Source organism: Duganella alba, from assembly GCF_009674495.1.
Lineage (GTDB): Bacteria > Pseudomonadota > Gammaproteobacteria > Burkholderiales > Burkholderiaceae_D > Rugamonas > Rugamonas alba.
The window spans coordinates 18,804-42,621 of record NZ_WKJN01000033.1; the positions used below are offsets into that span (position 1 = coordinate 18,804).

A 23,818-nucleotide genomic window follows, 5' to 3' on the forward strand; every position below is an offset into this window, starting at 1 on the left:
GTGAGGATGTCCTCAGATACTCAATATACTCAACAACGACGCAAACCACAGCAGCTGCGCGGCGAGCAGCGCATGGCCGCCATGCTGGATGCCGCCGCCGCCGTCTTCGCCGAATCCGGCTTCGACGCCGCCACCATGACCGCCATCGCCGAGCGTTCCGGCTCGTCCATCGGCGCGCTGTATCAATACTTCCCCAACAAGCTGACGCTGGCCCGCGCCCTGCGCGAGCAGTACGGCGAAGACATGGCGCAACGCTGGAGCGGCCTGACAGCCGATGCCGCCCACCTGAGCGTCGCTGCGCTGGCGGACCGGGTATTCGATTTGATGATCGGTTTCTTTGACGAGCATCCAGCCTATTTCACGCTGCTGAACGCCACGCTGGGCTACCAGCGCAACGCCGACGCGCGCCAGCGCCTGCGGGCGCAGTTCGGTGCGGTGCTGAGGCAGAAAAAGCCGGAGATGGCGGAGGCGGAAGCGCTGCGCACCGCCAACGTGGCGCTACAGATCGTGAAAAGCCTGAATCCGCTGTACGCGCAAGCCGGCGCGGCGGAGCGCCGCGAGCTGGTGGCGGAATTCAAGCTGGCGCTGGCCGCCTACCTGAAAAGCCGCCTGCACCTTACCTGAGTCAGCAGCCGCCACCGCCACCGGATGCCAGCATCTTCCATGTCGTGTTGCGCTTGCCGAGTACTTCGAACCACCACCACTCGTAGCCGCCGCCGACCAGAATGACTTCGTCAAGCCCATCCCCATCAAGATCGGCCGCTGTTGCAAAGCCATAGCTGCTTACGCCACTTTCGGCGTCTGCGTGATGAAACAGCGCATGGCTTGCTCGATAGCGGTGGCTTTTGTCCGCCTCCAGTATCAGCGTCAACGAATAACCGGCGAACGGCGCATTGGCGGCGGGTTGACGGTTGGCGCGCACTGCATCGCCAACGCTGTCCCAGTCATAACTTGCAATAAGGCGCGGCGGCGTTTGGCCATGCGCAGTGATCGCGAAGAATCTCGGATTGTTTGTGGCGGTGATCATTTTGCTGATGACGTCAGCAGGCACCTCATTCCTGCGCAAGACTCCACGCGCCACGCGTTGCATCACCTGGAGCTGTCTCGGCGACGGCCGGATTGCGGCGCGGCTGGCGGAAACGGGGAGTTCGTAGTTGGTCAGCAGGCCATCGACTGCGGTTGGCGTGTCGAGCTTTACGCCAGCCGTCAACGACCAGCAGCCTTCAATTTCCGGCCCGGTTGCCGTGCCGGTGCCCCGGTTGGCATCGCGGCCAAGATAATGATAAGTGCTGCCCGGCGCGAACCATGGTGCGAACCAGCGGTCGGCTTCATCGGCGTCACCAGCTGTCGGGCCGATGTTGGCGATGCCATCCTGCGTGATTTGCGCCACTGGCGACATTTTTCCACCGGTGTAGACGAAAACGGCCTTGATGTCGTCCGCCAGCGCGTAGTCGCTGGCCAGCAATGCGGAGCAAAGCAGCAATCCGGCGCATAAGCGCTGCATCAAGCGGCTTTGGCCAGCGCTTCGGGCGCGCCCCAGACCTGCTGCGCCACGCGCATCATGTTGCGGCCCAGGACCAGCTCCGCCTCGATGTCGTTCATGCCGGCGCGGCGCAGTGCGGACGGCAGTTCGCGCCACACTTCCGGCGGTGTGAAGGTCGGCGGCTTGTCGGCGCTGTAGCCGGCGGACGCGGGCCACCAGTGCGACGGGTCGAAGTCGCCCGGCGGCGTGTCGTCGAGGCCGGGCTGCTGGAAGCAGATATCCAGGCCGATGCCGACGTGCTTGACGCCCACCAGGTCCGCAAGGTAGGCCACGTGGCGCGCCACGTCGTTGGCGTCCGGCTGCTCGCTGCCGAGGAAGAACGACAGGCCGGACACGCACACGACGCCGCCGGTGGCCGCGCAGGCGCGTATCTGTTCGTCGGTGATGTTGCGGCCGTGCTGTACCAGCGTGTAGGGATTGGCGTGGCTGAAGATCACCGGCTGCGATGAGGCGTTCATGATCTCCAGGCTGCACAGGCGGCCCGTGTGCGAACAGTCCATCAGGATGCCGTTGGCGTTGACCGCTTCCACCATGCGCTGGCCCAGCGGCGTGAGGCCGCGCGCGACGTCGTGGCAGCCATCGGCCACGCTGTTGTTGCGGTTGTAGGCGAAATGGATCTGGCGCACGCCCAGCTGCGCGTACAGGGCCACCATGTCCGGCTGTTCCAGCAGCGGCAGGGCGCCTTCGAGGTCGAAGCTGATCGCCATGCGGCCGTCGGCGGCGGCCTGGATGATGTCGTCCACGCTGGACACCAGCGCGTAGCGCTCCGGATCGGCGGCGATGGTGGCGCGGTAGCCGGCGATCACCGACATCACTTGCGACAGCGGGTTCATGTCAGCGCCCACATTCAGCGACACGTAATTGACGCCGGCGGCATGCAGCCGGCGCACGGGCGTGAAGTCGGCCAGCGGGTGCTGGGGCAGGCAGGCATGGGCATCCCAATTGATCATGGCGCTTTTTCTTTATCAAAACGGCTATTTTGCATGATAATGGATCGCGTGTATCAACACCGGGGAAAATTCTTATGCGTTTATCCTGTTTGATGTTGTTGGCCGTGGTGTGCGCCGGCGCGCTGGCGCAAGAGGCGAAAAAAGATCCGTACCTGGATGCGGCAGCCAGCGCGGCGCAGGTCCAGGCGCTGCAAGGCCGCACCGATCCCGTGGTGCGCAAGGCTGTCGCGGACGCCATGGCGGCCGAGGTGCCGCCGCCGCCGTTGCTGCAAAGCGTGCCGGAATTCAGCTCCGCCAAGTCGGACGTGATGACCGCCGCCTTCATCGAAGCCAAGGTGCCGGACTGCCTGCATTCGGAAGGATTGAAACGCCAGCCGACGTTTTTCTTGATGGGTTATCTGGCGCTGCCGTTCATCCCCATCGCCGCGCTGCGGGGGAAATGCAACTAGCATGCTTTATACTTGCGCCTAATTTACTGATTTTAGGCCGATATGTCTTTTTCCACACTGGGCCTTGCTCCCTCCCTGCTGAACGCCATCACCGAGATCGGCTACCAGGAGCCGACCGCGATTCAAAGCGCCGCCATTCCTGCTATCCTGCGCGGCGGCGATGTGCTGGGCGCCGCGCAAACCGGCTCCGGCAAGACCGCCGCGTTCGCGCTGCCGCTGCTGCAATCGCTGCTCGATAACCGCGACGGCCCGCGCCAGCTGCATGGCCTGGTGCTGGTGCCGACGCGCGAACTGGCGGTGCAGGTGGGCGAGTCGATCCGCAAGCTGGTGTCGCACCTGCCGATCCCGGTCAAGGTGGCCATCGTGTTCGGCGGCGTCTCGATCAATCCGCAAATGATGGCGCTGCGCGGCGGCGCCGACATCGTGGTCGCCACGCCGGGCCGCCTGCTGGACCTGATCGATCACAACGCGCTGAAGATCTCGCGCGCCGCCATGCTGGTGCTGGACGAGGCGGACCGCCTGCTGGACCTGGGTTTCAGCGAAGAGCTGAACCGCATCCTTGAACTGCTGCCGAAGCAGCGCCAGAACCTGTTTTTCTCCGCCACCTTCCCGCCGGCGGTGCAGAAGCTGGCAGACGCCATCCTGCACCAGCCGTCGCGCATCGAGGTGCTGTCCGAACCGGCCAGCAAGCCGGATATCGTGCAGCGCGCGATCGCGGTCGATGTGCCGCGCCGGACCATGCTGCTCAAGCACCTGATCCTGGAGCACAAATGGCGCGGCGTGATGGTGTTCGTCGCCACCAAGTACGCGGCCGACCACGTGGCCGACAAATTGAACCGCAACGGCATCCACGCCGCGTCCTTCCACGGTGAACTCAGCCAGGGCGCGCGCACCGAGACGCTGACCGACTTCCGCTCCGGCCATCTGCAAGTGCTGGTGGCGACCGACGTCGCGGCGCGCGGCATCGACATCGCGCGCCTGCCGGCGGTGGTCAACTACGACCTGCCGCGTTCCGCCGTCGACTACATGCACCGCATCGGCCGCACCGGCCGCGCCGGCGAGAGCGGTGTGGCGATCAGCTTCGTCACCGCCGAATCGGAGCCGCATTTCCACCTGATCGAAAAGCGCCAGAACCAGCGCGTGCCGCGCGAGACGATTCCCGGCTTCGAGCAGACCGAGACGGCGGCGCCGGTCAGCGCCGTCACCGATACGGAAAACGGCGGCATCAAGGGCAAACGCAAGAGCAAGAAGGACAAGCTGCGCGAAGCGGCGGCGCGCGAGGCGGCCGGCGAGTAATCAGCCGGCGCCGGCGCGGAACTGGCGGCGGTATTCGGACGGCGAGGTGCGCAGCGCGGTGCGGAAATGCTGGCGCAGCGACAGCGCCGAGCCGAATCCCGCTTCCTGCGCCACCAGTTCGATCGATACATCGCTGGTCTCCAGCAGGCGCTGGGCGTGCGCCACGCGCTGGTTCAGCAGCCATTGCTTGAAAGAGGTCCCGGTGGCGTCGCGGAAGTGACGGGTGAAATTGCGGCGGCTCATGGCGGCGCGCGCGGCCAGCGCGTCGATGCTGTGGTTGTCGGCCAGGCGCTGGTTGACCCAGTCCAGCACTTGAACAAAGCGGTCGTCGCTGCCACTGACCGGCACCGGGCGTTCGATGAACTGCGCCTGCCCGCCCTGGCGATGCGGCGCCACCACCAGTTGTCTCGCCACATGGTTGGCCGCCTCGGCGCCGCATAGCTGGCGCAGCAGGTGCAGGCAGCAATCCAGTCCCGCCGCCACGCCGGCGGAAGTCAGCACCTCATCATCCACATACAACACTTCGCGGTCGACAGCGACGGCGGGATGGCGCGCGGCCAGCGTGTCCGCAAACGCCCAGTGGGTGGTGGCGCGGCGGCCGTCCAGCAGGCCGGCTTCCGCCAGCGGGAAGGCGCCCAAGCACAGGCCGACGATGCGGGCGCCGCGCCGGTGCGCGCGTTTCAGCGCTTCCAGCAGCCTGGCCGGCGCAGGACGGCAGTCGTCGTGCCAGGTCGGCAGGATGACGATGTCGGCGCGGCCCAGCGCCTGCAGGCCATGCTGCACCGAGATGTCGAAGCCGCCGGTGGTGCGCAGCGGCGACGGATCGGCGGAGCAGATCTTCAGGTCGAAGGCGGCGTCGCGGAACACCATGCCGGGCACGGACAGGTGGAAAGGCGTGATGCCGTCGAAGGCGATGACGGCGATCCGGTGGCGGTTGGCGATGGCGGCATTCATGGCCCGATTATATCGTATGCATGCCTTCGGGCCGCTTTCGGGCGGGCACGCGGACGCGCACAATGTCTCTCATCGCAAACCAACCAGGAGAACCATCATGCGCCGTGCCTTGATCGTCATCGACGTGCAAAACGAATACTTCAGCGGGAATATGAAGATTGAATATCCACCGGTGGACGTCACGCTACCCAACATCGTGAAAGCGATGGATGCGGCGCGGGCGGCCGATATCCCGGTGGTGAGGGTGCAGCACGATGCGCCGGAGCAGTCGCCGATCTTCGCCAAGGGATCGCCGGGCTGGCAGCTGCACGACGAAGTGGCGAAGCGCGCCTTCAATCACCACATCAACAAGACCTACGCCAGCGTGTTCACCGGCACCGACCTGGCGCAGTGGATCGCCGACAATGGCGTCGATACGCTGACCATTGTCGGCTACATGACGCACAACTGCGACGCCGCCACCATCTACGAAGCGGCGCACAAGGGATTGTCGGTGGAGTTCCTGGCCGACGCCAGTGGCTCGCCGTCGTATGAGAACGCGGCCGGCAAGGCCAGCGCGGAAGAGATACACCGCGTATTCCGCACCGTGTTCCACTCCGGCTTTGCGGCGGTGGCCAGCACGGAGGATTGGCTGGCGGCGGTGCGCGCGGGGCAGGCGCTGGAGCGCGACAATATCTATATGTCGGTCCAGCGCGCCCGCAAGGCGGTCTAACCGCCGACGCGCTTGGGCTTGTGGCCGAGTTTCGTCAGTTCGGCCATCACGCGTTCGCAATGGTCGCCCTGGATTTCCAGCACGCCGTCCTTGGCGGTGCCGCCGGAGCCGCAGGCTGCGCGCAGCTGCTTGCCCAGTGCGGCCAGCGCATCGGTGTCCAGCGGCAGGCCGCGCACCAGGGTGACGGTTTTGCCGCCGCGTCCCTTGGATTCGCGGGACACGCGCACATTGCCGTCGCCGGCCGGTTTGGCTTTGGCGGCGGCCTTGCAGGCGCAGTCAGTCAGCGGCTGGCGGCAGTCCGGGCACATGCGGCCCGTTTCGGTGGAGTAGACGAGGGCCATGGCTTAATCCTTCAACAGTCGCGGCATCATGATCTCGAAGAAGCGCTTCTGGTCGGAGGCCAGGCACACTTGCGCGTTCGGCTTGCCGGGCTGCTCGCGGGTGTAGCCGTCGTTGTCGACGACGATGTGCAGCGGCGTGGTCGGGCACACGGCCGGATCGAGCAGCCACGCCACCGGCACCACGTCGAACAGCGACGGCATGTTGCTGGACCATGGCTGGTAGGCGTCGATCCATTGGTGGTAGAGCAGGGCCAGCGCGTCGGTGACCGGCGAGCCGTGGCCGAGCAGGGCGTTGCGTTCCACTTCATCCAGGCGGATCTGCGTCGAATCTACCGGCATCATCACGATCGGCACGCCCGACGTGAACAATTTTTGCGCGCCGGCGATGTCGGAAACGATGTTGTATTCCTTGTCCGCAGGGCGCGATGGCACGTACTGCGACTTGCGGTAGCCGCTGCGCACCGAGCCGCCCATCATGGCGACTTGTTTGAGTTTGCCGAAGGTGGTGGCGTCGCGCTCGATGGCGGCGCCGACGTTGGTCAGCGGTCCCAGCGCCACCAGCGTGATCTGGCCGGGCTGGCGCTTGACCTGGTCCAGCATGAAATCGATGGCGTCCAGCCTCGCCGGCAGCTGGCCGCGCCGGGCGTAGCGCGCCTGCGTGAATGGCTGCGGATTGCCGGTGGTGCGAACGCCTTGCGCGACCGGGATCTGGCTGTGGCCCGTTTCGCGCAGCATGCGTTCCAGCAGCTGCGCGCGCAGCGCGGTGTCGCCCCAGGCGGTGGTGATGCCGACGATCTCGATCTCCGGGCTTTGCAGCAGCAGGCCGAGGGCGAAGGCGTCGTCGATGTCGTCGCCGATGTCCATGTCGACGATGACTTTTTGCGGCGCGGCTGCATGGGCCGGAGCACCCAGCATCGCGCAAGACAGCGCGAGCGTCGTGAACAGCCCGCGCAGCGGCCGGGCAAGGTTGTAAGCCATGTAAGTCCTCGATTCGTTGAAGCGGGGATTTTACAGGAAGCGCGCGTTCCTCAGCGTGGCAGGCACGATGCGGCGGTGCGCCGGCGCCACGAACAACATGTAGATGCGGCCCAAGGCGTTATGCGTGTGCACCACGGTACTGACGGCCACCTTGCCCGGCAGCTTGCAGACCGAGACTTCAACGTTCAGGTGCTTGTCCGAGTCGCCAAGGATGACTTCCTGCTCGCTCAGGTAAACTATGGAGAAGATGCCGACGCGGTCGCCCACGCGGTAGGCGCTGGCCGGCTTGGCGCCGTCGGTGTCGCCCAGCGCGCCGAGGTTTTTCAGTCCTACCAGCCGCACGATGCGGTTACGCAGCGTCATCATGGCGTTGACCCAGCGTGGCGTGCCGGCGACCACTTTCAGGTATAGCTCCAGGGCGGACAGCGGCGTCGGTGCGATGGCCGTTTCGTAGCAGTCGTGGAAGTCGGCGCCGCGCAGGCGCCGGGCGATTTCGGCGTGTGGCGGGACGGCGGTGGCGAGGATGGTCATTTGGCGGTGATCAGGTCGATGCGGCGTTTGAGGCGTTGGGCTTCGGCGCTGTCACCGGCTTGTTCGGCGCGCATGGCCTGCACGCCGAGCCAGGCCAGCAACGGCCGGCGCCAGCCCTGGGCGGAGGCGGTGTCCACGGCGTCCGCCAGCGTTTGTGGGCTGGCTTTGCCGGTGCGCAGCAGCACGCCGCTGGCGACCAGCTTGGACAGCGGATCGGCGATCGCCTGCACGGCGCTGACGGCGGCGTCGCTCGCGGCGGCGGCCACCGGCTGGTGCTGGGCCGGGAGCAGGGCGGCATCGGCGGCGGTGGCGCGGCCGGCCAGGTAGGCGGCGTAGGCGCGGTCGGCGGGGCCGGCGTCCTGCGCCAGCTTGATGTAGCCGGCGCAGTCTTCGAACACCAGCGCGGCGACGCGGGCGGCGCACTGGATCAATTCCGCGCGGATGATCAGATCCACCTTGCCGGTGCTGGCCAGGGCTTCGCGGGCGCGTTTGGTTTCGGCGGCTTCGACGCGGGCGTTGCCGTCCATGTAGGCGGCGGTGGCGCGTTCGATGCCGTTCTGCGCGTTCATCTGCCAGTCCGGCACCGGTGGGTTGTTGCCGCAGCCGGCCAGCAGCAGGGATGCGATGGCGAGCGTCTTCTTCATGGCAGCTTGATCTCCGTGTCGCGCTTGAACGGCCATTTGCGGTTGATTTCATTGACCAGCTGCTCGACGCGACGCAGGCTGCTTTCCACCTCGCCGCGCAGCGTGCCCAGGTCCGCCGTGGCTTCCTTGGTGTTGGAGGCCACCGCCTGCGCCTCGACCAGCACCGCGTCCATTTTCTTGAGCGAGTTGCGCGCATCGGCCAGCAGGCCGTTGAGTTGGACGATGGTGGCCTGTGCGTCGGTCATCACGCCTTGCTGGCCGAAGACGCGGTCGTCGGCGTGGCCAATCAGGCTGTCAGCCTTCACCGCCAGCGTGTTGACGGTCACCAGCAGCTTGTTGGCGCGCTCCATCAACTGCTGGGCGTTCTTGTCGTCGCCCGCGATCAGGCCAAGCGCGCCATGCGGGCCGTTCAGCTTTCCGGTGACGCCGGCGACGCTGGCAAGCGTCGTGGCGAGGGCGGAATTTTCGGCGGTGAGATCGTTCAGGTTTTGCAGCAGGTCGCGCGCCGCCGCCAGCAGGCGCGGAATCTCGGCGCCGGGATCGCCCACCAGCAGCGTACGCGCCGCGCCGTCTTCCAGCGCCGGATCGGTCGGGATGCCGCTGAAGGCTTTTAGCTTGGCGCCGCCCACCAGGCCGCGTTCCAGCGTGAAGATGCTGGAGCTACGCAGCCAGTGTGCGTCCTGGCGTGGTACGTCGACCACCACGCGCGCCTTGCCTTCCTGGCTCAGTTCAATGCGCCGCACGCGGCCGATGGGGAAGCCGGCGAAGGTCACGTCCATGCCGACGGTGACGCCTTCGGAGTCGTCGGCCTGCAATATCAGGGTCTGCGTGGATTCGAAGGCGCCGCGCGCGTACAGCAGGTACAGCGCGGAGCCGGCCACCAGCAGCACCATCAGCACCAGCAGCAGGGCGGCCTTGAATTCGGCGTTGCGCACAGGCGCGGCTTCGTTGATTGGTTCTGTCATATCAGTAGTAATTACCCATGAGCGAGGCGACTTCGATGAGGAGCATCACGGCAAACAGCCGCACCATGTCCGACAGGCCGTGCGTGACCTTGTTGCGGTAGCTGGCGCCGAAGTAGAACGAGGAGGCCATTGGTATCAGGCCGACGGCAAAGCTGAAGAAGACAATCTTCAGCACCAGGATCAGCGTGACGGCGGGATTGAACACCTGCCCGACCACGCGCGTGTAGCCGGCCATCGCCCATGGCGTAAAGCCGTACAGCGACAGGTAGGCCAGCACCAGCGTCAGCACGCAGCTGACGGCGGCCAGCATCCACACCGCAAACATGCCGGCCGCCACGCGCGGGAAGAATTCGTCGTGCAGCTCATTTTCCGTGACGCGGTTGCCGGGATTGCGGCCTTGCGAGAATTCCAGGCCGGCCGGCAGCGTGGTGCGCAGCGCAACGAAGGCGGCGGCGGTCAGCGGGATCAGTTCCAGCACCAGCACGCGCACCACCATCTCCAGCGCGAAGCGCGACAGGCCGTAGCTTTGCGAGGTGACCACCACGATACGGATCAGCACCAGGCTGACCAGCGCCGACAGCACGCCGTACCACGCCAGGTTGGGCGCGGTGTCGGCCACCAGGTGTCGCGCCAGCACGGGACGCCTGTCGCGGCCATAGGTGGACGGCGTCAGGGCGATGGAGAACATCAGCACGGCGAAATGCAGCAGCCGCCACCAGCTGTGCAGCCACGCGACCGTGCCGTGGTGCAGCCGTTGCAGGAGGTTGGGAATCGATGCTTGCGTGCTCATGTTGGCATCTTAGCACCGCAGCGCGGCGGACAGGCGTACGTTACTTCTCGGGGAAGGTGTCGATCAGCGCGTCGACGGCGGCGCGCACGCGGGCGCTGCGGCTCAAATCGCTGTGCATCACCAGCCAGACGTCGTACTGGTCGACCCGCTCCGGCCACACGCGCACCAGGCGCGGGTCGTTGTCGGCCATGTGGCAGGGCAGTTCGGCCAGGCCCATGCCCAGGCCGGCCGCCTCGATCAGCGCCATGCCGCTGTTGACCTCTATCGCCACGCGGGCGTTGTGCACCGGCTCCAGGCAGATCTTTTCCTGATGGCGCGGCGCGACGCTGGCCTGGTAGATGACCAGGTCATGGCCGGCCAGGCCGTTGCCCGGCGTCGGCATGCCGCGCTCCTTCAGGTAGGCCGGCGTGGCGTACAGGCCCATGCTGCGGCGGGTCAGATGGCGCGAGATCAGGTCCGGATCGGTGGGCTTGAGCGTGCGCACCGCCAGGTCGGCCTCGCGCCGCGTCAGGCTGGTGATGCTGGTGCTGGTACTGAGCACGATGCGGATTTCCGGATGCATCACGTGCAGCCGCTGCATGGCGCCGATGACGAAATGGGCGGCCATGGTGTCGGAGGTGGTGACGCGCACGCTGCCGGACAGGCGGTTGTCGATGCCCTGCATCTCGCGCTGGAACTGCAGCGCCGCCTGTTCCATCTTTTCGGCGGCGGTGACGGCCAGTTCGCCGGCCGGCGTGGCCATGTAGCCGGACGGCGTGCGCAGGAACAGGCGCGCGCCCAGCGATTTTTCCAGCGCGTTGAGGCGCCGACCGACCGTGGCCTGGTCGATGTCGAGCAGGATGGCGGCCGCGCGCAGCGTGCCTTTGCGGTAAATGGCGAGGAAGATGCGGGCGTTGTCCCAGTCCATGGCGTTCTCCGTGATGCATTTTTGCATCAGAGTGCTGATGTTATGCGTATTTACTGCATCACGCAAGCGGCCTACCATACGCGCATGAATACTTCTACTACCGCTGCGGCAGCGCCAGTGCGCCAGGTGCCGCCTTTGTTGATGCTGATGACGCTGGCCATCGGCTTTGTGATGGCGATGATCGATGTCACCGCTGTGAATACCGCGCTGTCCGATATTTCGGTCAGTCTGGCGGTGCCGCTTACCGGTCTGGTGTGGGTGGTGGACGGCTATACGCTGACGTTTGCCGCGCTGCTGATGGCGGGTGGCGCGCTGGCCGACCGGTTCGGCCCGAAGAACGTTTATCAGGGTGGTTTGAGCGTGTTTATTCTTGGTTCGGTGTTGTGCGCGCTGGCGCCTAGCGGGCATGCGCTGATTGCGGCGCGCTTGCTGCAGGGCGTCGGGGCGGCGCTGTTCATGCCGAGTTCTTTGAGTCTGCTGACGCATGCTTACGAGGATCAGGCGACGCGGGCGCGCATGCTGGGGACGTGGTCGGCGATTGTCGGCTGCTCGTCGGCGGCCGGGCCGCTGGTGGGCGGAATATTGGTGCACGAATTCGGCTGGCGCAGCGTGTTCTGGGTGAATGTGCCGATTGGTTTGCTGGGCATTGTGTTGACGCAGGTGCTGGCGCCGGCCACGCCGCGTCATGCGCGGGATTTGTCGATGTTGAGCCATGCGCTGGGCGTGGTGGCGTTGGCGGCGTTGAGTTTTGTGCTGATCGAGGGGCCGGCGCTGGGCTGGACGTCGGCGGCTGTGCTGGCGGCTGGTGTGGTGGCGCTGGCTGCGGCGGCGCTGCTGGTGCGGCGCGAGCGGGCGGGGGCGCATCCTTTGCTGCCAAGCGCCTTGTTTGAGACGCCGGCGTTTGCGGCGGCCAATGGCGTGGGATTCCTGATTAACTTTGCGGTGTTCGGGCAGTTGTTTTTGCTGAGTTTATTTATTCAGCAGGGCGGGGCGGATGCGTTGCAGACGGGGTTGAAGCTGATACCGATGATGGCGGCTTTTGCGGTGGGCAATCTGACTTCGGGACGGATTACGGCGCGGGTGGGGACGCGGCCGCCGATGATGTATGGGCTGCTGGTCGGATTGGGGATGGCGCTGGTGATGCTGTTTGGGCTGCGCCCCGAGACGCCTTATTGGCTGCTGGTCGTGGCGGCGGTGGTGATGAATGTGGCGATCGGGATTGCGATTCCGGGGATGACGGCGACGGTGATGCTGGTGGCAGGGAAGGCGCATGCCAATAGTGCTGCGGCGGCGTTGAATGCGAATCGGCAGATCGGCGCGCTCGTTGGTGTGGCGATGATGGGCACCGTGATGCATGTGGTGCCGGGGTGGGTGTTGCGCCTGCCGATGGCGTTTGCCTTGATCGCGGCGGCTTATTTGATTGCGCTCTGCCTGGTCTATCGTTACGTCAAACCCGCACGGCCAGGTGGGGTCTGACCCCGTACGGGGTCAGACCCCTAAGTGGTCAAGCCGGCGTCGTGGCTAAAGCGTGCGGGTTTGGCGCCACTCGATCATTTCGGCGATCGTTAGAATCGGCATCTGATGCTTCTCCGCGAAGCGTTCGATGTCGGCGCCGCGCATCATGGTGCCGTCGGGGTTCATCAGCTCGCACAGCACGGCCGAGGGGTTCAGGCCGGCCATGGTGGACAAATCCACCGACCCTTCCGTATGCCCCTTGCGCGACAGCACGCCGCCCGGCGTGGCGCGCAGCGGGAACACGTGGCCCGGATGCACCAGGTCCGACGGCTTGGCATTCGCCGCCGTCGCCGCACGAATCGTGGTCACGCGATCAGCCGCCGATACTCCCGTGGTCACGCCTTCGCGCGCCTCGATCGACACCGTGAACGGCGTGCCGTAACGGCTGCCGTTGTTGGCGGCCATCATCGGCAATTCCAGTTCGCGCACCTTGTCGGCGCTCAGGCACAGGCAGACGATGCCGCTGCATTCGCGGATCATCATGGCCATGGTCTGCACGGTTATTTTTTCGGCGGCGACGATCAGGTCCGCTTCGTTCTCGCGGTCGAAATCGTCGAGCAGGATGACCGGCACGCCGGCGCGCATGGCTTCCAGTGCCGCGTGGATGCGGCCTTCGAGATCGTCGGATACCAGGGAATAAGAGGGGGATACTGCGGTGTGGTCAGACATGGGTGAAACGCTCCTTGATAAGATAGGAACGCGACAGGGCAAGCGGATACGCGCAGCCAGCCGCGCCAAAGGGCGCAGCAGGCTGCGTAAAACGCACATCTTCTTTCATCCGGACTTTAACCGTCGGCCCTGGAATTACACCAGATCTGCACATTTCTGCGCTCGCGGGCTTTACCGCCGGTGGGGAATTACACCCCGCCCCGAAGACGTTGTTGTTACCTGCCGGACGGCAGGCACGAGGATTCTAGCCTAAATTCAGAAAATCGGTGTAAGGTAGCTGTTCCCTTAAATTTTTTGCATTCGGAATGAAGCTGATTACCCTGCGTATCCTGTCCGGCGCTGCAATCCTGGCGTGTAGTTTTCTGGCGCAAGCCGACGATGTGGCGCCACTGAAGCTGGACCAGCAGATTCCGGTCGGTCCGCAGGTCAAGGTTGGCAAACTGTCCAATGGCCTGACGTATTACATTCATCACAACGGCCGCCCGGAGAAAAAGCTGGAGCTGCGGCTGGTGGTGAAGGCCGGCTCCATCCTGGAGGACGAGGACCAGCAAGGCCTGGCGCACTTCACCGAACACATGGCGTTCAACGGCTCGACGCATTTCAAGCGCAATGAGCTGGTGTCCTATTTGCAGTCGATCGGCGTGAAGTTCGGCGCGGACCTCAACGCCTACACCAGCTTCGACGAAACCGTCTACATCCTGCCGATACCGACCGATAGCAAGGAAACCATCGAAAAAGGCTTCCAGGTGCTGGAAGACTGGGCCCACGGCCTGTCCTTCAACGACGCCGACATCGACAGCGAACGCGGTATCGTGCTGGAGGAACTGCGCCTCGGCAAAGGTGTGGACGACCGCATGAACAAGGTGGTGCTGCCGAAGGTGCTGAACGGCTCGCGCTATGCGCAGCGCATGCCGATCGGTAAAGAGGACATCCTCAAGACCTTCAAGTACGACGCCATCAAGCGCTTCTACCGCGACTGGTATCGCCCGGACCTGATGGCGGTGGTGGCGGTCGGCGACATCGAGCCGGCCGAGGCGCAGCGCCTGATCGAGCAGCATTTCGGCAAGCTGAAAAATCCGGCCCATGCGCGTGCGCGCGAATACGCCACGATCCCGGAACGCCAGGATTCCGAAGGCATCGTCTTCACCGACAAGGAAGTCAGCGCCAACACGGTCTACATCCGCTACCCGATCCAGACGCTGCCGGCCGAGAAGACTTTCGGCGACTACCGCCAGAAGCTGATCGAGAACATGTACAGCTTTATCCTGAGCCAGCGCATGTACGAGCTGACGCAGCAGGCCAATCCGCCGTTCCTGCAGGGCGGCAGCGGCATGAACAAGATCGTTCACGGCTACCGTTCCTTCGGCGCCGGCGCGGTGCTGGGCAAGGACGGCGTCACGCCGGCCATCAACGCCCTGGTGGAGGAAGACCAGCGCGCGCGCCAGTACGGCTTCAGCGCGTCGGAACTGGAACGCGCCAAGAAGGGCATGCTGCGCAACTATGAGCGCATCTACAACGAACGCGATAAATCCGATTCGTCCGGCTACGCTGCGGAGTACATCCGCAACTTCCTGGAAGAGGAGTCGATCCCGGGCACCGCCGCCGAATACCGTTACGTGACCCAGTTGCTGCCGACGATTACGGTGGCCGAGGTCAACGCCGCCGTGCGCGCGGCGATACCGGACAACCAGAGCAAGCTGGTGATCTACACCGGCGTCGACAAGCCAGGCCTGACGCAGCCGAAGGCCGATGAACTGGTCAGCATCGCCAGCGCGGCGGAAAAGATCGCCGTCAAGCCGATGGAAGAGAAGGTCTACGCCACCCAGCTCATGCCGACGCCGCCCAAGGCCGGCAGCATCGTCGGCGAAACCGTCAACACCAAAATCGGCGCCACGGAACTGACGCTCAGTAACGGCGTCAAGGTGGTGCTGAAGCCGACCGACTTCAATAACGACCAGGTGATCCTCGGCGGCCTGCGCTACGGCGGCTGGTCGCTGCTGCCGGACAGCGACGTCTTCACCGCGCATTACGCCAGCAGCATCGTCGGCCAGATGGGCGTGTTGAACTACACGCCGAACGATCTGGTGAAGGTGCTGGCCGGGAAGAGCGTCAGTTCCAGCGCCAGCGTCAGTTCGCTCAACGAATCGGTCGGCGGCAGCTCCGGCAGCACCGACGTGGAAGCCATGCTGCAGCTGGTCTACCTGCAGATGACGCAACCGCGCAAGGACCCGGCGATCTACACCGCCTACGTCGACCGCCAGCGCGAGCTGGCGCAGAACAATCTGGCGCGGCCGGAGTCGGTGTTCTACGACACGGTGACCGCCACGCTGTACAACAACAGCCCGCGCGTGCTGCGTGCGGCGCGGCCGGCGGACTTCGACCAGCTGGCGCTGGACCGCGTGCTGGACATCTACAACAGCCGCCTGTCGAGCGCGCGCGACTTCACCTTCTTCATTGTCGGCAGCTTCGACGTCGAGAAGATCAAGCCGCTGATCGCCACCTACCTCGCCAGCCTGCCGGTGGGCGAGATCCCGGTCGCCTTCAAGGACGAGGGCGTGCGGCCGATCAAGGGCGTGGTGAAGAAGGAGGTGCATGCCGGCTCGGAGCCGAAGAGCACCATCTCGCTGTCCTTCACCGGCGACGTCGAATACTCGCGCGCCGCGCGCATGCGCTTGCAGGCGCTGGTGGAGGTGATGAACATCAAGCTGATCGAAACGCTGCGCGAGAAGATGGGCGCGATGTACAGCGGCGGCATGAGCGGCAGCATGAGCCGCATCCCGTATGGTAACTATGCCATCAACGCCAACCTGCCGTGCGCGCCCGAGAACGTGGACAAGGTGCTGGCCGCCACCTTTGCCGAGATCGAGAAGATCAAGCAGAACGGCGCCGAAGAGGCGGACCTGAACAAGGTGAAGGCGTCGTGGATCAAGGGCTACCGCAAGGGATTGCGGGAAAACGGCTACTGGATGGCCTCCTTGCAGAATGCCTTCTTCAATAATAACAATCCAGAGGATATACTGACTTACGAGTCGCGCGTAAACGCGTTGACGACGGCGGACCTGAAAGAGGCCGCACAGCGCTATTTCGATACGAACAACTATCTGCAAGTGGTGCTGTACCCTGAGCAGTAAGGAGCAATCATGGCAAAGAAAAAAGAAGAGCTGGACCCGGAAACCCTGGAACTGATTAACTGGTGCATCGAAGTGGAGGGCTTCCTGGTGAAGGGCGGCGCCACGCTGGAGCAGGCGCAGGAGCACATCGAAGAACAGGTGGAATGGTTCACCGACCAGTTCTACGAGGGCCTGACGCCCGAGGAAGCGGCCAAGGAAGCCCTGGCTTAATCCGGAAAGGCGTCGTGACAGACGACGCTGAGTTTATTCCCCTCCGGGTCGCGGAAGTAGGCGCCATAGTAGTTGGCGTGATACTGCGGCCGCAGGCCCGGCGCGCCTTCGCAGGCGCCGCCGTGCGCCCGCGCCGCCGCGTAGGCCCGGTCCACCATCTCGCGCGAGGTCGCCATCAGCGCGGTCATCTGGCCGTTGCCGCAGGCGGCCGGCTGGCCGTCGTAGGGCGCGCCGATCACGAACAGCGGCCGCGTGCCTTCCGCCGGCTGCCACGCGGCCCACGGCCGGGTGGTGTCGACGAAGCGCTGGCGCGCACCCACCACCTCCATCAGGGCGCTGTAGAACGCCAGCGCAGGTTCAAAGTTGTTAATTCCCACATAAACGTGCGACAGCATTTGCTTCCTCCGGCGAGTGAGTATATCGTCAATATTTGGAGATGATAGTGTACGCGGAGACGAATAACTATGGGCAAAAACACCATGGAACTCACGCCGGGCGTTGTGCCGTTGCGCCAGTTGGCCGACCTGCCGGGACCGCGGGCGCGCCCGCTGTTCGGCAATGTGCGCGAGATCCGCGCCGAACCGTTCCACCATGTGCTGGAACGCTGGGGGCGCGAGCATGGGCCGCTGTACCGTTTCCGCATCATGCGCAAGCAGATGCTGGCCACCGCCGACCGCGACCTGATCGCCGCGCTGCTGCGCGACCGGCCGGACGCGATGCGCCGCTCCAGCCGCACGGCCGAGATGCTCAACGAGATCGGCACGCGCGGCCTGTTCACCGCCGAGGGCGACGAGTGGCGCCGCCAGCGCAAGCTGGTGATGCGGGCGCTGACGCCGGAGGTGATCCACAATTTCTTCCCGACGCTGACCGCGCTGACCGAACGCCTGCGGCGGCGCTGGGACGCCGCCATCGCCGCCGGGCAGCCGGTCGACCTGCTGCGCGACCTGAAGGCCTACACGCTGGACGTGACCATCGGCCTGGCGATGGGGCAGGACATCAACACGCTGGAGCTGGAGGCGCATCCGCTGCAGCGCGATATCGAATTCCTGTTCAAGCTGGTGGCGCGGCGCCTGACCACGCCGTTCGCCTACTGGCGCGTGCCGGTGCTGAAGCGCGCGCGGGACCACGAGGCGGTGGCCGCCGCCGCCCGCATCCAGCAGGCCATCTTCGGCTTCATCGCCGAGGCGCGCCGCCGGCTGGCGGAGAATCCGGCGCTGCGGGCCAAGCCCTCGAATCTGCTGGAAGCGCTGATCGTGGCGCGCGACGAGCCGGATTCCGGCTTCACCGACGAAGCGGTGGTCGGCAACGCCATCACCATGGTGTTTGCCGGCGAGGACACCACCTCCAACACGGCCGCCTGGCTGATCGAATTCCTGGCCGACCATCCGCAGGCCGCCGCCAGCATGGCGGACGAGGCGCGGCAGGTGCTGGGCGCGCGTGCCGTGCTGGACGACTATCACCTGCTGGACCAGCTCAAATACATCGACGCCGCCACGCGCGAGGCCATGCGCCTCAAGCCGGTGGCGCCGTTCATGGCGGCCGAGCCGAATCAGGATGTGGTGCTGGGCGACCTGGCGGTGCCGGCGGGGACGGTGATCTTCCTGCTGCTGCGCCACGCCGCCGAGCGCGCGTCCGACCTGGCGCAGCCGGAACGCTTCCTGCCCGAGCGCTGGCTTGACGGCGCGGACGGACAGGGCGATGATCCAGGCCGCAAGCTGTTTCCGTTCGGCGGCGGGCCGCGCTTCTGTCCGGGGCGCTACCTCGCCATGGCGGAGATCAAGATGGTGATGTCGATGCTGGCGCGGAACTTCGCGCTGGAGCGCGTGGCCGGCGCGCCGGCCGCGCGCGAGTGCTTCACCTTCACCATGACGCCGGACTCGTTGCCGGTGCGGCTGGTGCACCAATAACAAGGAGAGAAAACCATGTTCAAGAAAATCATCGTCGTCATTTCGGTACTGATCCTGCTGTTGCTGGCATGGGCCGCGATCCAGCCGTCCACCTACCGCGTGCAGCGCTCGATCGCCATCAAGGCGCCGCCGGAAAAGATCGTCCCGCTGATCAGCGATTTCCATAATTGGGCCCTGTGGTCGCCGTGGGAAGCGCTGGACCCGGCCATGAAGCGCACCTTCAGCGGTGCGCCGAAGGATCTGGGCGCGGTCTATGCTTGGGAGGGCAACAAGAACGTCGGTTCCGGCCGCATGGAGGTGATCAGCCTGACGCCGGTCAAGGTCGGCATCAAGCTGGACTTCTTTGTGCCGGTGAAGTCCACCTCGGACACCGAGTTCGTGCTGGAGCCGCAGGGCGACACTACCACGGTGCGCTGGACCATGTCGGGCGAGACCGACTTCATGGCCAAGATGATGAACGTCTTCATCAGCATGGACAGCATGATCGGCCCGGCGTTCGACAGCGGCCTGGCGAAAATGAAAGCGGCAGCGGAAAAATAAGGAGCGTGCGATGCGGATGCGGACGGCGGTGGTGGGCATGATGACGTGGATGCTGGCGTGGCCGGCGGGCGCCGCATCGGTGCGGCATGACCATCCCATCATCGGCATCTGGCGCATCACGCTGCCGGACGGCCTGTGCACCGAAACCTACCGCATCCGCGCCGACGGCACCTCGCTGGTGTTCAGCAACGAGGAGGTGGCGGAATCCACCTTCACCGTCGCCGACAAGCCGGACAAGAACGGCTTCTACAAGGAGGTCGACACCATCGTCAAGGACAACGGCAAGCGTGACTGCAGCGGCGAGATCACCAAGCCGGGCCAGCCCGTCACCAACTACCTGCAATTCCACCCGAGCGGCAATCTGTTCGTGATGTGCGTGGACCCCAATCTCGAACGCTGCATCGGCCCCTTCATCCGCGTGCGCGGCCTCGACATCTAGCCGGCGCGCCAGGCGCCGGGATTGACGCCGGCCCATTCCTTGAAGGCGTGGTTGAACGCGCTCTGCTCCTGGTAGCCGAGCAGGAAGGCGATATCGACCAGGCTCAGTTCCTGCCGTTTCAGATACTCCTTGGCCAGCGCAAAGCGGGCCTGGTCCAGCACCTGCTGGAAGGTGGCGCCGGCTTCGCTCAGCTTGCGTTGCAGGGTGCGCGGCGACATCTTCAATTCATCGGCAATGGAGGCCAGCCGCACCTGGCCGCCCGACAGGCTGGCGGCAATCGCCGCATGCACCTGCTGCGTGATGGCCGGCTGGGTGGCGGCGCGCTGTTGCAGCAGGTGTTCGGCGTGCTGCTGCAGCACCGGATACAGGCTGACGTCCGCATTCGGCACGGGCCAGGACAGCATCGTCGCGTTGAAGCTGGCGACGTTGGCCTCGGCGTTAAACACCGGCATATCGCCTAGCACCTTCACGTATTCCTCGCGCAGCTCGGGCGGACCGCCGTCATGGGTCAGCGCCAACTGGTTGGCGGGCAGCGTGATCCCGGCCAGCCAGTTGCTGAACACGCGGATGCCGGCAAACACACTGTCGGCCAGGTGGCGCTGCGCGCTGCCGTAGTTGCTGTGCCAGGTGTAGTGGGCGATGTCGTCGTCGATGGTGATGGCGGAGCGGCCCAGGTCATGCGCCAGCTGCTCGTAGCGCATGGTCTGCTCGAACACCTGGCCGAAGTCGCGGCAGCTCAACAGGATCAGGCCATACACGGTGTAGGTGCCCAGCTTGACGCACTGGCCCACGTGCAGGCCGAAGTGCGGATCGTTGGCCAGCGTGGCGCCGATGTCGAGCAGGCGCACATAGTCGTCGGCGGGCAGCGATTCCGGCAGCGGTTCCAGCGTGCCGGACGGCAGGCCGGCGGCCTGTTCCAGCGCCAGCGCGCTGACGCCGCGCCGGGCGGCGGCTTCCAGCAGCGTCTGGAGATACGAGCCGGCGACGCGTTTGGCATGATCGAACAAGGCGGATGTCATGAATGCGCAATACCGGCGGGCGGCATTGTTTTAATCTCAAGAGGTGAATAATCGGTGCGCGTCAGTATAACAAGCGCTCCGCCAGGGAGATAGCAAAACAATGAGACGCTGGAACGGATGGGGTGACGAGTCGGTCGCATTTGCGCTGAATAAGGATGCGCTGGGCTTTCTGGCGCAGCGCATCGGCACCGGCACGCCGGTGGCGGATGCGGAATTCGGGCAGGCCAGCGCGCAGCTCAAGGCCTCGCGCCTGCCCGAGCATAGGCTGATCGATACATCGCCGGAGGTGCGGCTGCGCAATGCGCTGGGCCAGAGCCTGCCGGACTGGCTGCGCCTGCGCTATGGCGTGATCGACACGGCGCCGGATGGCGTGGCGTATCCGGAAAGTGCGCAGGACGTGCGCGAGCTGCTGGCGTATGCGGCGCTGCATGGCGTGGCGCTGATTCCGCAGGGCGGCGGCACCAGCGTGGCCGGGCATCTGACGGCGCCGTCGGGCACGCGCTCGGTGGCGGTGAACATGACGCGCATGCGGCAGTTGCTGTATCTCGACACCGAGTCGCAGCTGGCGACGTTTGGCGCCGGCGTGTTTGGGCCGGATCTGGAAGCGCAGTTGCGGGCGCGCGGCTACACGCTGGGGCATTTCCCGCAGTCGTTCGAGTATTCCACGCTGGGCGGCTGGGTCGCCACGCGCTCGTCGGGGCAGCAGTCCTTGCGCTACGGGCGCATCGAGCAGATGTTCCGTGGCGGTTCGGTGGAGACGCCGGCCGGCACGCTGCATCTGCCGACTTTTCCGGCATCGGCGGCGGGGCCGGATCTGCGCGAGATGGTGCTGGGGTCCGAAGGGCGGCTCGGCATCATCACCGAGGCCACCGTGCGCGTGACGGCGGCGCCGGCCTACGAGGCGTTCCATGCGGTGTTCTTCCCCAGTTGGTCCGCGGCGGAAACGGCGGTGCGGCAGGTGGTGCAGGCGGGATTGTCGCTGTCGATGCTGCGGTTGTCGAATCCGTTGGAAACCACGACCATGCTGGCGCTGGCGGGCCACAAGCGCATAATCTCGCTGCTGGAGCGCTATCTGTCGCTGCGCGGCTGCAAGCAGGGCAAGTGCATGCTGATGATTGGTGTCAGTGGGCGCAAGTCGCTGGCGCGGGCGGCGTTGCGCGAGGCGCTGGCACTGACGCTGCCGCATGGCGGCGTGCACGTCGGCCGCACCATGGGCGAGAAGTGGAAGCAGAACCGCTTCCGCAATGTCTATCTGCGCAACGCGGCGTGGCAGCATGGTTATGCCATCGACACGGTGGAGACGGCGGTGGACTGGCCGCGCGTGGAGATCATGATGCGGGCGGTGGAGTCGGCCGCCACGGTGGCGCTGGCGCTGTACGGCGAGAAGGTGCACGCTTATACGCATCTGTCGCACCTGTATGCGCAGGGAGCGAGCGTCTATACGACTTTTGTGTACCGGCTGGCGGGGGACTATGAGACGGATCTGGCGCGCTGGAAGTCGCTGAAGAAGGCGGCGTCGATGGCGATTGTGGAGAATGGCGGGACGATCAGCCATCAGCACGGCGTCGGCGGCGATCATGCGCCGTACCTGACGGCGGAGAAGGGGCGGCTGGGGATGTCGATGCTGCGGGCCTTGGCCGAGCATGTCGATCCTCAGCAGATCATGAATCCGGGGAAGCTGCTGCCATGAGCCGCGCCGGCTTCGCGCTTGATTGGGATGTGGTCGTGGTGGGCGGCGGCATTACCGGCGCGGGGATTTTGCTGGAGGCGGCGCGCCGTGGCTTGAAGGTGCTGCTGGTGGAGCAGCGGGATTTCGCCTGGGGAACGTCGAGCCGGTCGTCCAAGCTGGTGCACGGCGGCTTGCGCTATCTGAAGGAAGGGCAGTTCGGCTTGACGCGCGAGTCGGTGCACGAGCGTGAGCATTTGCTGCGGCAGGCCGCTGGTCTGGTGGAGCCGCAGAGTTTTGCGTTCGGCGATTATGTGGGGCGCAAGCCGGGCAAACGGGCGTTCCTGGCCGGGCTGGCGATTTACGATCGCATGGCGGGGCAGCGTGGGCGACATTACTATGGCCGGGAGGAGTTCGCGGCGCTGGCGCCGAATGTGGCCACGGACGGTCTCCAGGGCGGCATGGTCTATACAGATGCCAAGACGGACGATGCGCGGCTGGTACTGCGCGTATTGCAGGAGGCGCGCCGATACGGCGGCGTCGCCTTGAATTATATGGCCGTGGCGTCGCTGCTGCGCTATGGCGCCGGCGGCGAGGTGCTGGGTGTTCAGCTGCGCGATGGCTTGACCGGTGAGCGGCATGAGGTGCGAGCACGGCTGGTCATCAACGCGACGGGCGCGTGGGCCGATGCGCTGCGCGTGCCGGATGCCGCGCCACATGCCTTGGGCGTGGAGCGTGCGGGCGAGGGCGGGCGCGCGGACACGGGCGCGAGCACGCGGCAGGGCGGCGCGGCAGCGCATCGGCTGCGGCCTTTGCGCGGCAGTCATTTGGTGCTGCCGGCCTGGCGGTTGCCGCTGGCGCAGGCCATTAGTTTGATGCATCCGGCCGATGGCCGCCCGGTGTTTGCGTATCCGTGGGAAGGCATAACGCTGGTTGGCACGACGGATGTCGATCACAGGGAAGACCTGTCGCGCGAAGCGGCCATCACGCGCGCCGAATGCGACTACCTGATGGCGGCCTTGCATGCCCAGTTCCCGCAGCTGAATCTGACCGACAGCGACATCCTTGCCACCTACGCCGGCGTGCGTCCCGTCATCGACAGCGGCAAAGCCGATCCTTCCAAGGAAACGCGCGACCACATGCTGTGGCTGGAGCACGGCCTGCTGACTGTCACCGGCGGCAAGCTCACCACTTTCCGCGTGATCGCGCTGGACGCGCTCAAGCTGGCCGCGAGCCGGCTGCCGGAACTGCAAGGCCAGCTTGCGCCGCAGCCGGTCTTTGCGGCCGCGCCGCCGCTGCGCTACCACGCCGAGCTGCCGCCAGGCCAGGCGCAACGCCTGCAAGGCCGCTACGGCGCCGCTGCACAGGCGCTGGTCAATGCCGCGCAGACGGGCGAGCTTTCCTGCATCCCCGGCACAGAGACCATCTGGGCGCAACTGCGCTGGGCCGCGCGCTGCGAAGATGTCTGCAAGCTGGAAGACCTGCTGCTGCGCCGCAGCCGCATCGGCATCCAGCTGCGCGGCGGCGGCATCGACATCCTGCCGCGCGTGCGCGCCATCTGCCAGCCGGAACTCGGCTGGAGCGACCAGCGCTGGGACGACGAACAAGCCGCCTACCTGGCGCTGTGGAGCGCGCATTACAGCGTGCCCAAACCATAACTAT

25 protein-coding genes and 1 riboswitch are annotated in these 23,818 nt (G+C 65.6%); of the genes, 12 read left to right on the forward strand and 13 right to left on the reverse strand.

All coding sequences use genetic code 11. The features are described 5' to 3' along the window. The first annotated feature begins 6 nt into the window (after positions 1-6). Positions 7-624 (forward strand): TetR/AcrR family transcriptional regulator, encoded by a 618-nt coding sequence (locus GJ695_RS24470; protein ID WP_154369443.1) that lies wholly within the window; start codon positions 7-9, stop codon positions 622-624. 1 nt (position 625) lies between these two features. Here GJ695_RS24470 and GJ695_RS24475 read toward each other — a convergent pair whose 3' ends face one another. Next, on the reverse strand, positions 626-1,507 hold the full coding sequence (locus tag GJ695_RS24475; protein ID WP_154369445.1) for a hypothetical protein: 882 nt from the start codon (positions 1,505-1,507) through the stop codon (positions 626-628). Next, positions 1,504-2,493 carry a dipeptidase gene (locus tag GJ695_RS24480; RefSeq protein ID WP_154369447.1) on the reverse strand — a complete coding sequence of 330 codons (990 nt, stop codon included), beginning with the start codon at positions 2,491-2,493 and terminating at the stop codon, positions 1,504-1,506. Before GJ695_RS24480 ends, GJ695_RS24475 begins: the two co-directional genes overlap by 4 nt. Before the next feature lie 74 nt (positions 2,494-2,567). Between GJ695_RS24480 and GJ695_RS24485 the strand changes: the two genes are divergently transcribed. Then, the gene (locus tag GJ695_RS24485) at positions 2,568-2,942 is read left to right on the forward strand and encodes a hypothetical protein (protein WP_154369449.1); all 375 of its coding nucleotides are present in this window, start codon (positions 2,568-2,570) and stop codon (positions 2,940-2,942) included. A gap of 42 nt (positions 2,943-2,984) precedes the next feature. Next, on the forward strand, positions 2,985-4,238 hold the full coding sequence (locus tag GJ695_RS24490) for a DEAD/DEAH box helicase (protein ID WP_154369451.1): 1,254 nt from the start codon (positions 2,985-2,987) through the stop codon (positions 4,236-4,238). On the opposite strand, the gene GJ695_RS24495 is transcribed toward GJ695_RS24490, so the two are convergent. Continuing rightward, positions 4,239-5,192 carry a GlxA family transcriptional regulator gene (locus GJ695_RS24495; protein ID WP_154369453.1) on the reverse strand — a complete coding sequence of 318 codons (954 nt, stop codon included), beginning with the start codon at positions 5,190-5,192 and terminating at the stop codon, positions 4,239-4,241. A 97-nt stretch (positions 5,193-5,289) separates the two neighbouring features. On the opposite strand from GJ695_RS24495, the gene GJ695_RS24500 reads away from it, so the two are divergent. After that, a complete protein-coding gene (locus GJ695_RS24500) occupies positions 5,290-5,904 on the forward strand; it encodes a cysteine hydrolase family protein (RefSeq protein ID WP_154369455.1) in 615 nt (204 codons plus the stop codon). Here the strand turns inward: GJ695_RS24500 and GJ695_RS24505 are convergent. The 7 genes from GJ695_RS24505 to GJ695_RS24535 are packed head-to-tail and all read right to left on the reverse strand — an operon-like array spanning position 5,901 to position 11,060. Continuing rightward, positions 5,901-6,245 (reverse strand): translation initiation factor Sui1, encoded by a 345-nt coding sequence (locus GJ695_RS24505; RefSeq protein ID WP_154369457.1) that lies wholly within the window; start codon positions 6,243-6,245, stop codon positions 5,901-5,903. The genes GJ695_RS24500 and GJ695_RS24505 overlap by 4 nt on opposite strands. Before the next feature lie 3 nt (positions 6,246-6,248). Further along, complete coding sequence (locus GJ695_RS24510) at positions 6,249-7,223, reverse strand: nucleoside hydrolase (RefSeq protein ID WP_154369459.1); 975 nt, start codon at positions 7,221-7,223, stop codon at positions 6,249-6,251. Positions 7,224-7,253: 30 nt separating this feature from the next. After that, positions 7,254-7,754, reverse strand: coding sequence for a DUF2867 domain-containing protein (locus tag GJ695_RS24515; RefSeq protein WP_154369461.1), 501 nt, complete (start codon positions 7,752-7,754; stop codon positions 7,254-7,256). Next, entirely contained in the window at positions 7,751-8,398 is a 648-nt protein-coding gene (locus GJ695_RS24520; protein WP_154369463.1) for a hypothetical protein, read from the reverse strand. The genes GJ695_RS24515 and GJ695_RS24520 overlap by 4 nt, the downstream gene beginning before the upstream one ends. Beyond that, a complete protein-coding gene (locus GJ695_RS24525; protein ID WP_154369465.1) occupies positions 8,395-9,363 on the reverse strand; it encodes an MlaD family protein in 969 nt (322 codons plus the stop codon). Before GJ695_RS24525 ends, GJ695_RS24520 begins: the two co-directional genes overlap by 4 nt. A 1-nt stretch (position 9,364) precedes the next feature. Continuing rightward, positions 9,365-10,153, reverse strand: coding sequence for an MlaE family ABC transporter permease (locus GJ695_RS24530; RefSeq protein ID WP_154369467.1), 789 nt, complete (start codon positions 10,151-10,153; stop codon positions 9,365-9,367). A 40-nt stretch (positions 10,154-10,193) separates the two neighbouring features. Then, on the reverse strand, positions 10,194-11,060 hold the full coding sequence (locus GJ695_RS24535) for a LysR family transcriptional regulator (protein ID WP_154369514.1): 867 nt from the start codon (positions 11,058-11,060) through the stop codon (positions 10,194-10,196). Positions 11,061-11,144: 84 nt separating this feature from the next. Here GJ695_RS24535 and GJ695_RS24540 point away from each other — a divergent pair, with 84 nt between their 5' ends. Continuing rightward, the gene (locus GJ695_RS24540; RefSeq protein ID WP_154369512.1) at positions 11,145-12,536 is read left to right on the forward strand and encodes an MFS transporter; all 1,392 of its coding nucleotides are present in this window, start codon (positions 11,145-11,147) and stop codon (positions 12,534-12,536) included. A gap of 45 nt (positions 12,537-12,581) precedes the next feature. Here the strand turns inward: GJ695_RS24540 and ribB are convergent, their stop codons facing one another. Continuing rightward, a complete protein-coding gene (ribB, locus tag GJ695_RS24545; protein ID WP_154369470.1) occupies positions 12,582-13,244 on the reverse strand; it encodes a 3,4-dihydroxy-2-butanone-4-phosphate synthase in 663 nt (220 codons plus the stop codon). 93 nt (positions 13,245-13,337) lie between these two features. Next, positions 13,338-13,456, reverse strand: a riboswitch (FMN riboswitch). A gap of 93 nt (positions 13,457-13,549) precedes the next feature. Between ribB and GJ695_RS24550 the strand changes: the two genes are divergently transcribed. Both GJ695_RS24550 and GJ695_RS24555 read left to right on the forward strand, forming a co-directional pair. Beyond that, on the forward strand, positions 13,550-16,375 hold the full coding sequence (locus tag GJ695_RS24550; RefSeq protein WP_154369472.1) for a M16 family metallopeptidase: 2,826 nt from the start codon (positions 13,550-13,552) through the stop codon (positions 16,373-16,375). Positions 16,376-16,384: 9 nt separating this feature from the next. Beyond that, a complete protein-coding gene (locus tag GJ695_RS24555) occupies positions 16,385-16,585 on the forward strand; it encodes a hypothetical protein (protein WP_154369474.1) in 201 nt (66 codons plus the stop codon). Here the strand turns inward: GJ695_RS24555 and GJ695_RS24560 are convergent. After that, positions 16,582-16,980 (reverse strand): VOC family protein, encoded by a 399-nt coding sequence (locus GJ695_RS24560; protein WP_154369476.1) that lies wholly within the window; start codon positions 16,978-16,980, stop codon positions 16,582-16,584. The two genes, GJ695_RS24555 and GJ695_RS24560, sit on opposite strands and share 4 nt — an antisense overlap. Positions 16,981-17,049: 69 nt before the next feature. Between GJ695_RS24560 and GJ695_RS24565 the strand changes: the two genes are divergently transcribed. From GJ695_RS24565 to GJ695_RS24575, 3 genes are read left to right on the forward strand one after another with little or no spacing between them, the layout of a single operon-like run. Then, positions 17,050-18,492 (forward strand): cytochrome P450, encoded by a 1,443-nt coding sequence (locus tag GJ695_RS24565; protein WP_229260637.1) that lies wholly within the window; start codon positions 17,050-17,052, stop codon positions 18,490-18,492. Positions 18,493-18,507: 15 nt separating this feature from the next. Further along, a complete protein-coding gene (locus GJ695_RS24570; RefSeq protein ID WP_154369478.1) occupies positions 18,508-19,032 on the forward strand; it encodes an SRPBCC family protein in 525 nt (174 codons plus the stop codon). Between the two features lie 10 nt (positions 19,033-19,042). After that, complete coding sequence (locus GJ695_RS24575) at positions 19,043-19,471, forward strand: hypothetical protein (RefSeq protein WP_229260638.1); 429 nt, start codon at positions 19,043-19,045, stop codon at positions 19,469-19,471. Here the strand turns inward: GJ695_RS24575 and GJ695_RS24580 are convergent. Beyond that, positions 19,468-20,490, reverse strand: coding sequence for a helix-turn-helix domain-containing protein (locus GJ695_RS24580; protein WP_154369480.1), 1,023 nt, complete (start codon positions 20,488-20,490; stop codon positions 19,468-19,470). The genes GJ695_RS24575 and GJ695_RS24580 overlap by 4 nt on opposite strands. 100 nt (positions 20,491-20,590) lie before the next feature. Here GJ695_RS24580 and GJ695_RS24585 point away from each other — a divergent pair, with 100 nt between their 5' ends. Together GJ695_RS24585 and GJ695_RS24590 are read left to right on the forward strand one after the other, a co-directional pair. Then, entirely contained in the window at positions 20,591-22,180 is a 1,590-nt protein-coding gene (locus tag GJ695_RS24585; RefSeq protein ID WP_154369482.1) for an FAD-binding oxidoreductase, read from the forward strand. After that, positions 22,177-23,814, forward strand: coding sequence for a glycerol-3-phosphate dehydrogenase/oxidase (locus GJ695_RS24590; protein ID WP_154369484.1), 1,638 nt, complete (start codon positions 22,177-22,179; stop codon positions 23,812-23,814). Before GJ695_RS24585 ends, GJ695_RS24590 begins: the two co-directional genes overlap by 4 nt. Positions 23,815-23,818: the final 4 nt, after the last annotated feature.